This is a genomic window from Providencia sp. PROV200 (assembly GCF_049901995.1).
GTDB lineage: Bacteria > Pseudomonadota > Gammaproteobacteria > Enterobacterales > Enterobacteriaceae > Providencia > Providencia rettgeri_E.
The window spans coordinates 4,116,949-4,129,439 of the sequence record NZ_CP096307.1; the positions used below are offsets into that span (position 1 = coordinate 4,116,949).

At 42.9% G+C, this 12,491-nt stretch carries 10 protein-coding genes; 7 read left to right on the forward strand and 3 right to left on the reverse strand.

Annotated features, from left to right (window positions below):
- Positions 1-2,442 carry a bifunctional aspartate kinase/homoserine dehydrogenase II gene (locus M1E86_RS19100; protein WP_426099199.1) on the reverse strand — a complete coding sequence of 814 codons (2,442 nt, stop codon included), beginning with the start codon at positions 2,440-2,442 and terminating at the stop codon, positions 1-3.
- Positions 2,443-2,454: 12 nt separating this feature from the next.
- Positions 2,455-3,615, reverse strand: a complete 1,161-nt coding sequence (gene metB, locus M1E86_RS19105; RefSeq protein WP_125893474.1) for a cystathionine gamma-synthase — start codon at positions 3,613-3,615, stop codon at positions 2,455-2,457.
- Positions 3,616-3,930: 315 nt separating this feature from the next.
- Between metB and metJ the strand changes: the two genes are divergently transcribed.
- On the forward strand, positions 3,931-4,248 hold the full coding sequence (gene metJ / locus M1E86_RS19110) for a met regulon transcriptional regulator MetJ (protein ID WP_004265315.1): 318 nt from the start codon (positions 3,931-3,933) through the stop codon (positions 4,246-4,248).
- A 362-nt stretch (positions 4,249-4,610) separates the two neighbouring features.
- Positions 4,611-5,339: an outer membrane protein gene (locus M1E86_RS19115; protein WP_213914542.1), complete on the forward strand. Its 729-nt coding sequence runs from the start codon at positions 4,611-4,613 to the stop codon at positions 5,337-5,339.
- 66 nt (positions 5,340-5,405) lie between these two features.
- On the opposite strand, the gene rpmE is transcribed toward M1E86_RS19115, so the two are convergent.
- The gene (gene rpmE / locus M1E86_RS19120) at positions 5,406-5,621 is read right to left on the reverse strand and encodes a 50S ribosomal protein L31 (RefSeq protein WP_004265313.1); all 216 of its coding nucleotides are present in this window, start codon (positions 5,619-5,621) and stop codon (positions 5,406-5,408) included.
- 218 nt (positions 5,622-5,839) lie between these two features.
- Here rpmE and priA point away from each other — a divergent pair, with 218 nt between their 5' ends.
- The 5 genes from priA (at position 5,840) to hslU (ending at position 12,335) form a co-directional block, all read left to right on the forward strand.
- Positions 5,840-8,038, forward strand: coding sequence for a primosomal protein N' (gene priA / locus M1E86_RS19125; protein WP_213914543.1), 2,199 nt, complete (start codon positions 5,840-5,842; stop codon positions 8,036-8,038).
- 341 nt (positions 8,039-8,379) lie between these two features.
- Positions 8,380-9,408, forward strand: a complete 1,029-nt coding sequence (cytR, locus tag M1E86_RS19130; RefSeq protein ID WP_213914544.1) for a DNA-binding transcriptional regulator CytR — start codon at positions 8,380-8,382, stop codon at positions 9,406-9,408.
- A gap of 73 nt (positions 9,409-9,481) precedes the next feature.
- Positions 9,482-10,288: a cell division protein FtsN gene (ftsN, locus tag M1E86_RS19135; RefSeq protein WP_213914545.1), complete on the forward strand. Its 807-nt coding sequence runs from the start codon at positions 9,482-9,484 to the stop codon at positions 10,286-10,288.
- Positions 10,289-10,458: 170 nt separating this feature from the next.
- Positions 10,459-10,989, forward strand: a complete 531-nt coding sequence (gene hslV, locus M1E86_RS19140; protein ID WP_004265304.1) for an ATP-dependent protease subunit HslV — start codon at positions 10,459-10,461, stop codon at positions 10,987-10,989.
- Positions 10,990-11,000: 11 nt separating this feature from the next.
- Positions 11,001-12,335 carry an HslU--HslV peptidase ATPase subunit gene (hslU, locus tag M1E86_RS19145; RefSeq protein WP_125893484.1) on the forward strand — a complete coding sequence of 445 codons (1,335 nt, stop codon included), beginning with the start codon at positions 11,001-11,003 and terminating at the stop codon, positions 12,333-12,335.
- The last annotated feature ends 156 nt before the right edge of the window (positions 12,336-12,491 follow it).

The following is a 12,491-nucleotide window of genomic DNA, read 5'->3' on the forward strand; positions in this document are numbered from 1 at the left end:
TTATAAAAGTTGGGAGAGTCGGTTAAGATCAGACTGAATAGCACCCGCAGTCACATCACGCCCAGCGCCAGGGCCACGGATCACTAATGGGTTGTCTCGATACCACCGACTTTCGATAGCAAACACATTGTCGCCGGGTAATAATGAGGCCAGAGGATGTTCCGGTTTCACGGCTTCCACGCCCACTTTTGCTTTACCTTTTACCGCATCAAACCGCGCCACATAACGTAACACTAGCCCGAGTTCTTGCGCAGCTTCTAAGCGCTGCTGCATTTGTTCATTAATAACAGCACTGTTTTCGAAAAACTCATCCAAGGAGCCCGTTTGTGCTTGCTTTGGTACTAAAGATTCAACTCGCACATCATCCGGCTCAATATCATAACCCGCTTCACGGGCTAAAATAATTAATTTCCGCATGACATCTTGCCCCGATAGGTCAATACGTGGGTCTGGTTCAGTTAACCCTTGCTGCCAAGCTTGCTCTACTAGCTCACTAAATGGAATGGAGCCGTCAAACTGTAAAAATAGCCATGATAAGGTTCCCGAAAAAATACCACTGATACTCAGGATAGAATCACCGCTTTCTTTTAAGTCCCTAACCGTATAGTTAATCGGTAACCCAGCCCCTACTGTCGCGTTATATAACCAATGGCGGCCTGTTTTTGAAAATGCATCGCGAATTTGACGATACTGTGCCGTTTGCGCTGCACCTGCGATTTTATTTGCGCTGATCACATGAAAACCATAACTCGCAAAATCAACATAGTTATCGGCCAGTGTTTCACTTGCGGTGACATCTAACACCACGAGATCATCATAAGGGTGGGAACGCATCCATAAAAATAGGTTATCATCCTCATGTTCTACCGCTTCATCATCAAAGAAAGCCAGTGCACGACTTGGGTCAATCCCTTGGTAATTCAGTAAGCTACGGCGGCTGTCTACTACGCCTGCTAAAACAAAATCAAAGTCACTACGTGCCGAAATCTTGTGTTGTTCCGCGTCAAAAAGCTCTAGCCAACGCGCGCCAATATTGCCTTTACCAAATAGCACTAAACCAATGCGTTTTTCTGCACGGAATAAGCTCTGATGCATACCTTTAATGAGGTGTTCCGTTTGGTTAGAGCGCAATACCGCCACTAAACTGATAGCGTCTTCTGAGTGCCAAATAAATTCAACCGGTTGCCCTTTCAGTTCCTCATAAAAACGGTGGCTATGTAACGGTTTTTTACACACACCCGCACCGACTAATGCCACCAGAGAAAAACCTTCTCGTAGTGATAATGCCCCCGGCAAACCGGCTTCTTCAAGAGCATTTAAGGCACTTTCGACAATTTCGGAGGTATAACATAATTGCAGTAAAGAACGATCATGATGAATACCGCGAGCCAAAGGACGTAATTGAGCACGTTTAAGTAATAAGTCCACATCTTTGCAAATTTGTTTAAAGTCACGCCCTGTAGCGATGCGCAATTCGATTAAGCACACATCATCATGGCTAGTGACAATTTTTGCTCCTGCACCTGACGCAAGTACCCGCTCAATTTTTGTTGAACCTTGTTCAGGCTGATAGCTGCACCTTAATTGCAAATCAATATTGCTCACGGAAACAGGCTGTAAAGTGCGTGTGTGTAAAACAGGTGCCGCCAAACGTGCTAATTCACTGGCCTCATCTAGGCGCAATAAGGGTAACAAACAGGCATCTTTCACCTTGCGAGGGTCCGCGCTATATACCCCAGCAACATCACTCCAAATCGTGACTTTTTCAACACCAGCCAACGCGCCAACTTGTGTTGCAGAATAGTCACTCCCATTACGCCCAAGCAGTACTGTTTCACCTTGCTGATTACGCGAAATAAAGCCTGTCACGACAATACGTCTGTTCGGTAACTGAGTTAACTGCTGTTGCAATAAATAGCGTGATTGGATTTCATCAACCTGTGGTTGGGCCGCGCGTTCAGCGCGTAAAAATAAGCGTGCATCTAACCAAGCGCTCATCATACCTGCCTGTGCAAGCACTTCAGCCATGAGACGCGCAGACCAAATTTCACCATGGCCGACCAATTCTGCATAAGTCGCATCATTTGTGGGTTGATCCAGCAATGCGCTTAAACGCTCTAAATCGTGAATAAATAATTGGCTTAATTCTATGGCTTTCTGTTCGGGCAAAAGAGATTCAATTAAATCAAGTTGATAACAGCGTAATGACTGTTGAGCTTGATGAGCTGAAATACGGTCACTTTGGCTTAATTTCAACCAATTAATCAACTGATTGGTTGTACTACCCGCGGCAGAAACCACCATTAAATCACCGGGTTGGCTATAGTTTGCCATAATTGTTGCAACGCGTTGATAGAACTTTGCATCGGCTAAACTGCTGCCCCCAAACTTATGTAACTGGCGGTGGCAAGGAGCCACCTCAACCGCTGTTAGTACACTCATCAAAAAACTCCGCTAACGTTGTGCCGCAACCTTAAATGCGTGGTCTAAGTCTGTGATTAAATCCTGAGAGTCTTCAATTCCCACTGAAATTCTTAGCAAGCTATCTGTGATCCCCGCTTGCGCACGGGCTTCTACTGACATACCTGCATGCGTCATTGTCGCGGTATGGGAAATCAATGTTTCCACACCACCTAATGACTCCGCTAATGTAAACAAGCTGAGAGAGCGAAGAAAATGGCGAAGTTGTGACTCATCACCTGCAAATTCAAAACTCAGCATCGCTCCAAAGCCTTTTTGTTGTTTTACTGCTATTTCGTGCCCGGGGTGATCTTCTAACGCAGGATAATACAATTTTTTCACTAAAGGCTGTGATTTAAGATATTTTACGATCTCTTGTGCATTTTGCTGTTGCTGTAATACACGTGGAGATAACGTTCTGATACCTCTCAAGAGTAGATAGCTATCAAAAGCGCCCCCAGTAACACCAATATTATTCGCCCACCAAGCAAGCTCTATTACCCACTTTTCTTCTTTCGCAATCACCACTCCTGCAACGATATCAGAATGGCCATTCAGGTATTTAGTGCATGAATGCACCACAAAATCTGCGCCGAGTGAAAGAGGCTGCTGCAAAATTGGGCTTAAAAAAGTATTATCGACAACGACTAATGCCCCTACATCATGGGCTAACTGGGCAATATGCTGTATATCAAAAATTCTTAATAGTGGGTTACTTGGTGTTTCGATTAACACTAATTTGGGTTTTTTCGCTAATGCTGCCTGCAATGCAGATTCATCACTTTGGTCGACAAATTGCACCTGATAAGCCCCACGCTGGCTTTGGCTATTAAATAACCGGTAGCTTCCACCGTAACAGTCATGTGGCGCAACGAGTAAATCCCCCGGTTGCAGAAAAACGGTACATAACAGATGAAGCGCAGACATCCCACTGTTAGTTAGTACCGAACCACTCCCCCCCTCAAGTTGTGCCAATGTTTTTTGCACAATATCACGCCCTGGGTTTCCACGACGTGAATAATCATGAGCTCTCGGTTCATTAAAGTCAGTAAAATTATAGGTACTGGATAAATAAATGGGAGGCACTACGCAACCAAATTGTTGATCTTCATTTAATCCATTATGAATTGCGATAGTTGACGGCTTGTAAGTCATAAACGCTTCTCCTGAACAGTGATAGGCTAAATCATACCCATCGGATGTTTGGACGTCAATATATCTAGACGTCTAAACCTCTTTACGTTTATATCAACTAATGGAATAATCAACCTTAATTATGATGTGTAAATTGATAGTCAATCACACAAATCAGCTTAACTTACTCATTTCACAAAAAATATTGTGATAAACTAAGTTAAGTGTCGTCACGTTTGTATGCAGTTCTTCATCCTTGAAAGCTTAGATTAAGTTTCTATTAAAAAGAATGTGCATATTATTTTTAATTATTACTGAAAATATCCAAGGTATCCCATGGCTGAATGGAATGGTGAGTATGTCAGTCCGTATGCTGAACATGGCAAAAAGAGTGAGCAAGTTAAAAAAATCACAGTATCTATCCCATTAAAAGTACTGAAAATTTTAACTGATGAGCGGACTCGTCGTCAGATTAACAACTTACGCCATGCCACTAACAGTGAACTCCTGTGTGAAGCTTTTTTACATGCATTCACAGGCCAACCACTGCCAAATGATGAAGATTTGCGTAAAGAGCGTAATGACGAGATCCCTGAAGCAGCAAAAGAAATTATGCGTGAATTAGGTATCGACCCGGAAACGTGGGAATATTAATTTCCATTTGCTACGCCTGTATTTCCTAATTTTAACTACGTCGCAAGTCTTGCGGCGTAGTTCCCCCCCCCCTACTTTTCCCAAATACCGATAAATTAGTTTAGATTCAACTAGAACTAAATAGGTTCTTACTCATTTGCCAAACCTGATTCATTAACATTAAACACGGTTAAAATTAACAGGATAACACTTTAGCTTTTTGTGCTTTTTTATGTTTTAGTTCTATTTGATTAACTAATTTAATATTTTAGTAGCTATTTGTTTTGTTTATCAATAACAGAGTAATTTAACTTAAATCAATTGAAAATTATGCCATATAATAGATAAGGATATTTAACTAACTATTAAATGGTAAATAAGCAATGAAAAAAGTAATTTTAGCTTCTCTTTTAAGCCTTACGTTTAGTGGTCTGGCTATGGCATCTGGTAATGGTTTTTATGTTTCTGGAAAATTAGGTACATCTATTCTTAAATTATCAGACCAGAAATGGGAAGAATCAGATGTAGGTTTTTATGAAAGCTATAACAACGGCAGCAAAACCAAGGCAGTATTCGGTGGTGGTATTGCATTAGGTTATGACTTATATGATATGACATCTCTTCCGTTGCGCGCTGAATTAGACATTACACTAAGAGGTAAAGCTTCATCTAAACATAATCTTTTCTATGAAAACAATAGTTTCTTTACCGCTTCAGATGACATTAAAAACGATATCACATTAAATACCTTCATGGTTAATGCTTATTATGACTTCAAAAATGAAACCAATTTTACCCCTTACGTATCCGTTGGATTAGGTTTAGCAAGTATTAAGCATAAATCTAGTTATTCATACGAAGAAAAAAGCCATCAGGGTATGTACTATGGTTATGATTCATTATCTAAATCGAAAACCAACAGTAACTTTGCTTGGAGCTTAGGTTTAGGTTCACAATATGCAATTAATGATAACCTTTCATTAGATTTAAGCTATCGTTTCTTAGATGCTGGCAAATCTGACGTAAGCTATAAAGATGATGGCGAAACGCTCAAGTCTAAAGTGAAAGTACGTAGTAATGACATCATGTTTGGTGTGCTTTACCGTTTCTAACGGCTTATTTTAGGCATTAAAAAAGGGAAACTCAGTTTCCCTTTTTTTCGCATTTCACAAGTTCGATTATTTTTTAGAACCTGGGATGCTGAAACGTTGGTTGAAGCGATCAACACGACCACCAGTCGCAACATCACGCTGTTTACCAGTATAGAACGGGTGGCAGTTACCACAAACGTCCAGGTTCAGCGAGTGACCAGCAGTTGAATTAATTTTCATTACATTACCGCAAGAACAAGTTGCAGTAACTTCTTCGTATTTAGGGTGAATACCTTTTTTCATGGGAGAACCTCTATTAAGGCCGTGTCGCCATTCCAGCCCTAACGCCGGACACCACACGTCGTGTTGATTGAATTTAATATATTGGTAAAAATAGATACCAAAGGCGGCGGATCATACAGAAATTCTGTTTATCACGCAATGAAAACCGAGTAAATTTTGTGGTACTCTAGTCAACAATCGCTCGCATTATCGCATAAAAAACAGACGGAAAACCAGATATGATCGTCGTTCAGGTGGCTTTACCTGTCCCTTTAAACCGCACATTTGATTATCGCCTTCCTGATAACATGCCACTCCCTGTTGTCGGCAGCCGTGTTATGGTGCCATTTGGCAAGCGCCAAGCCCTTGGTATTGTGGTAAAGCACAGCGATAAAAGCGAGTTTGCTGAAGATAAATTAAAAGCCATCGAGTTGGTTCTCGACCACCAAACACTCTTCCCTGATGATATTTGGCAACTCTTACTGTGGTCTTCTCAGTACTATCATTACCCAATAGGCGAAGTACTCTTCCACGCATTACCCACGCTGTTGCGCCAAGGTAAACCCGCTGAATTTACCCCTATTTGGCAATGGCAAGTAACGGATGAAGGCTTAGCGGTTGACCTTAATGAGCTAAAACGTTCTCCAAAACAGCAGCAAGCTCTTGCACTTCTGTGTCGTCGACCCGTTTATCGCCATCAAGTCAGTGAGCTTGAAATCAGTGAAAGCGCTTTGCAAGCACTGAAAAAGAAAGCTTATATTGATTTGCACCCCGTTCCACCGACTAGCGAAAAGTGGCAACCAAGCTTCACAGTTTGTGGTGAAAGGCTGCGTCTTAATAGTGAGCAAGCGACAGCTGTCGGTGCTATACGTGCTGAAGATGACCAATTTTCACCATGGCTGCTCGCTGGGATCACAGGGTCCGGTAAGACGGAAGTGTACCTAAGTGTATTGGAAAATGTCCTTGCCCAAGGTAAACAAGCTTTAGTTTTGGTACCTGAAATTGGCTTGACCCCACAAACCATTAGCCGTTTTCGTGAGCGCTTCAATGCCCCCGTTGATGTGTTGCACTCAGGGCTGAACGATAGCGAGCGTTTAGCTGTTTGGTTACGCGCTAAGCAAGGGCAAAATGCCATTATTATTGGGACTCGCTCGGCACTGTTCACCCCTTTCGCCCACCTTGGCATTATTATTATTGATGAAGAGCATGACAGCTCATATAAACAGCAAGATGGCTGGCGTTATCATGCCCGTGATTTAGCGGTTTTCCGTGCTAAAAAGAACAATATACCGATTGTCATGGGTACTGCGACGCCATCATTAGAAACCTTATTCAATGTTCAACAACATAAATATCGGCAATTAAATCTCACTATTCGGGCAGGTAATGCACGCCCCGCGACTCAACACCTTATTGACTTAAAAGGCCAGCCACTAAAATTTGGCCTTTCACACTTATTAATTCAACACATTAAAGAGCACCTTGCACAAAACAATCAGGTGATTTTATTTTTAAATCGCCGTGGTTATTCCCCTGCATTGATTTGCCATGAATGTGGTTGGATTGCAGAGTGCCAGCGTTGTGACCACTATTACACCCTGCACCAAAATTTTCATCAATTACGCTGCCACCATTGCGATAGCCAGCGCCCTGTTCCTCGCCAATGCCCACAATGTGGTTCGACGCATTTAGTGCCTGTTGGTATGGGAACTGAGCAACTTGAGGAAGGGATTTGTGAACTGTTCCCTGATACCCCCGTTACCCGTATTGACCGTGATACCACCAGTCGCAAAGGGGAACTAGAGCAGCATTTGAACCAAGTGCACGAAGGAGGGGCTCGCATTCTCATTGGTACGCAGATGCTCGCCAAGGGCCACCACTTTCCTGATGTTACCTTAGTCGCCTTATTAGATGTCGATGGGGCTTTATTTTCGAGTGATTTTCGTGCAGCCGAACGGTTTGCTCAATTATACGTGCAAGTTTCTGGCCGAGCGGGACGAGCCGGTAAGCAAGGCGAAGTGTTCTTACAAACCCACCATCCCGAGCATCCTCTGTTACTCACACTGCTTGAAGAGGGTTATCACGCATTTACCCAAGAAGCGATGGAAGAGCGTAGGGTCGCAATGTTACCGCCTTACACCAGCCATATATTGATACGCTCGGAAGATCACAATAACCAAGATTCACGTCAATTTCTGCAAAATGTACGGCAATATATTGCTGAACATCCCCAAAGTGACGCGAAAATGTGGATCCTAGGCCCTTCGCCGTCGATTCAAGCCAAACGCGGTGGCCGATTCCGCTGGCAATTGCTATTGCAACACCCTTCCCGCCTTTATCTACAGCAGTTTATGACGAAGCGACTACCAGAAATTCTTCAACAGCCAGAAAGTCGTAAAGTAAAATGGAATATTGATGTTGACCCGACAGATTGTTAACTCATTACTCATGCTAAATGATTCATTTTATCTAACCATTTAACGTTATAAACCCTGCCAATATTTTCTTCGCAGTATGTTGATAACTTTGAATTATTTACCCTATAATGCTAAACAGCTAATTTGAGCGTTTTTTATACACATTGAGTTTCGTTTATCTTTTTGCCCTTAGCATTATTTTCAAAATTTGCGAAGCAGCTCTAAAAAATGATGCAAGTCACACTTTTTATGCAAACTAGGTAACAGATATTCTTGAGAAACCAATTAGAATAACCACTAATAATGACGTACTTGCGCCATTCAAAAAAAGCAAACGATTAAATCAATCTAAGGAAGGCGTTGTGGAAAGTAAAAAACACAATAACACGGCAACAATGAAAGATGTTGCTAGTGCCGCGGGGGTTTCGACAGCGACAGTATCTAGAACACTCATGAACCCGGAAAAAGTTTCTTTGCAAACACGCCAAAAAGTCGAACAAGCGGTGATGGATGTGGGCTATTATCCTCATAACCTTGCTAGAAGCTATAAGCGCAATGAATCAAAAACGATTCTAGTACTCGTTCCTAATATCCGTGACCCTTTCTTTAGTGATGTCGTGTGCGGAATTGAAGAAATCGCTGCTCAAGAAGGTTATTTTGTTTTGATTGGGGACTGCAAACACCAAGAAAAACAAGAAAATGCCTTTATTAATCTCATTATTACCAAACAAATTGATGGCATGGTCTTATTGGGCTCAAATATTCCCTTCGATATCTCAACCGAAGAGCAGAAAAACCTCCCTCCGATTGTGATGGCAAATGAATTCGCCCCTGAACTCAAACTGCCTACTGTGCATATTGATAACCTCACAGCCGCATTTAATGCGACACATTATCTGCAAAAACAAGGCCATAAACTGATTGCCTGTATTGCAGGCCCCAACCATATGCCTTTAAGCCAGTACCGTTTAGAAGGTTATAAAAAAGCCATGTTACGCACAGGCGAAAAATTGCGTGAAAATTATATTATTCGTGGTGATTTTACCCATGAAGGTGGTGCAGAAGCGGTAAAAACATTAATGTCACTGCCTGAACCACCAACCGCAATCTTTTGCCATAGTGACATCATGGCGATTGGCGCGATGTGGCAAGCGAAAAAAATGGGCTTAACGCTCCCAGATGACCTTTCTTTTGTTGGTTTCGATAACTTAGAGCAAGCAAAGTACACCTTGCCGGCCCTAACAACCATCAACCAGCCTCGTGCTGAAATTGGTCATCATGCGATGCAATTACTACTCGAGCAGATCCATGGACACAATGTTAACCCAGGCTCACGCCTCCTAGATTCTGATTTAATCATCAGAGAGAGCACAAAAGCGCCTAAAAGCTAGTCAAAGTTGCTCAGGTTAAGTAACATGTTAAGCCAAATGACGACGAACAATTGATAACTAGTGAATTAATAGCGTGGCACAAAAAGATTATGTAGCTCGAGGGCGCTCATCCGCCCGTAAAAAAAGCAAAGGTAAATCCAAGAAAGCACAAGGACTGCCAATGACAACATTGGTTGTCGCTGTCGCGATTGTCGTGCTATTTGTTGGCGGTCTGTTTTACATCACCCAAAATAAAAAGGACACGCCGCAACCCCAAGTTGTCACACCAACAACACCGGGAAACACGCTTCCACCAAAACCTGAAGAGCGTTGGCGCTATATTAAAGAGCTCGAACGTCGTGGTATGGATTCGCCAAATATTCAACAACCAAGCACAGGCAATAATATTGTGCGCCCATCCGATTTAACACCTGAGCAGCGCCAGCTATTAGAACAAATCGATTCTGATAGACGCCAGCCTGTCACTAACTTGCAAGAAATCCCTGCAAACGGTAAACCAGTGCCGCGCTCCCAAGTGCTTATCAATGAGCCCGCTCAACCTATCGAGCCAGTACAACGTAAACCGGTGGTCAATACACCTACGAAGCCTGAGGCTCAATCACCTGCCCCCGCGGCTCAACCACAAACTGCACCCAGTACTAAACCGGCCAACAATTTGCAAAATATGATTGTTCAATGCGGTTCATTCCGTACAGCTGAACAAGCTGGGTCTGTACAAGCCACTTTGGCATTTTCAGGTATTGAAAGCCGTGTAAGTGCTGGTGGCGGTTGGCACCGTATTATTTTAGGCCCTTATTCCAAGCCCACGGCCGAAAAAATGCGTGACCGCGCAGCAGGTGCAGGTGTTTCTGGTTGTATTCTTCGAGCTTCTGGGGGTTGAAAAACCCCAGCGCCCCCCCCATGTACTGTTTTAATGTACTCATGAGCGGTACTTTGTGTCTTCAACCTAGTTCAAGTGATAGTTAATTAAACAACTATCACTTGAATTTAATCTTTTGAAAATCACATTCAACCGCATTCTTTTTTTGTAATAAAACCAGGGGCTAACTCATGACAACAATCGTAAGTGTTCGCCGTAATGGCCAGGTCGTAATTGGTGGTGATGGACAGGCGACGATGGGTAATACCGTCATGAAAGGCAATGTCCGCAAAGTTCGCCGTTTATACAACGACAAAGTCATTGCCGGATTTGCCGGTGGCACCGCAGACGCATTCACATTATTTGAACTGTTCGAACGCAAACTCGAACTTCATCAGGGTCATTTAACCAAAGCAGCCGTTGAACTTGCTAAAGATTGGCGTACCGACCGCATGCTTCGTAAATTAGAAGCCTTGTTAGCTGTCGCTGATGAACACACGTCACTGATCATTACGGGTAATGGCGATGTGGTTCAACCGGAAAACGACTTGATTGCCATTGGCTCCGGTGGCCCATATGCGCAATCAGCCGCACGTGCTTTGTTAGAAAATACAGACTTAAGCGCTAAAGAAATCGCTGAAAAAGCCCTCGCAATTGCAGGTGATATCTGTATTTACACCAACCATAACGTCAACTTTGAAGAAATTTCTTCAAAATCATAAGGATTGCTAGTATGTCCGAAATGACTCCACGCGAAATTGTCAGCGAACTCGACAATCATATTATTGGCCAAAATAAAGCCAAACGCTCTGTTGCGATTGCTCTGCGTAACCGCTGGCGCCGTATGCAGTTAAACGAAATATTACGTCACGAAGTTACCCCAAAAAATATTTTGATGATTGGCCCAACAGGGGTAGGTAAAACTGAAATTGCTCGCCGCCTTGCAAAATTAGCCAATGCGCCATTTATCAAAGTTGAAGCGACCAAATTTACTGAAGTCGGCTATGTTGGTAAAGAAGTTGACTCCATCATTCGCGATTTAACTGATTCAGCCGTTAAAATGGTGCGTTTACAGTCTATCGAGAAAAACCGCTACCGTGCTGAAGAAATGGCTGAAGAGCGTATTTTAGATGTGCTTATCCCACCAGCAAAAAATAACTGGGGGCAGTCTGAGCCAACAGATGAGCATTCTCCAGCTCGTCAAGCATTCCGTAAAAAATTACGTGAAGGCCAATTAGACGATAAAGAAATTGAAATCGAAGTCGCTGCCTCCCCTATGGGCGTTGAAATCATGGCGCCTCCAGGCATGGAAGAGATGACTAATCAGTTACAATCCATGTTCCAAAACTTAGCAGGCCAAAAGCAAAAACCTCGTAAGATGAAAATCAAAGAGGCATTCAAACTGCTCGTTGAAGAAGAAGCGGCTAAATTAGTCAACCCTGAAGAACTGAAAGAACAAGCGATTGAAGCCGTTGAACAAAATGGTATTGTTTTCATCGATGAGTTCGACAAAATTTGTAAGCGTGGTGGACAAAGCTCAGGCCCAGATGTGTCCCGTGAAGGGGTTCAACGCGATTTACTGCCATTAATCGAAGGCTGCACGATTTCCACCAAACACGGGATGGTCAAAACTGACCACATTCTGTTTATTGCTTCAGGTGCGTTCCAAGTTTCGAGCCCATCAGACTTGATCCCTGAGCTCCAAGGCCGTCTACCAATTCGCGTTGAGCTACAAGCACTAACAACGGAAGATTTTGTGCGAATTCTGACTGAACCAAACGCTTCATTAACTGAACAGTATAAAGCGTTGATGGCGACAGAAGGCGTGAATATCGAATTCACGACTGACGGCATTCGTAAGATTGCGGAATCAGCATGGCAAGTCAATGAGTCAACCGAAAATATTGGTGCTCGTCGCTTACACACGGTGCTTGAACGCTTAATGGAAGATATTTCTTTTGATGCCAGTGACCGTAACGGACAAACCATCCAAATCGATGCAGACTATGTCAAACAGCACTTAGATGAGCTGGTGGCAGATGAAGACTTGAGTAGATTTATTTTATAATCTTATTAATTATCTGGTTTTCATGTATCCTTAATATACATCGACTAAAGTGCAGCTTTTATCGCTGCACTTTTTTCTATTAAATATTCCGCCCATTACATTGAAAATATTCAGGTATCTCTCTATATGATGGGTCATTAAACTATCAAGAACACG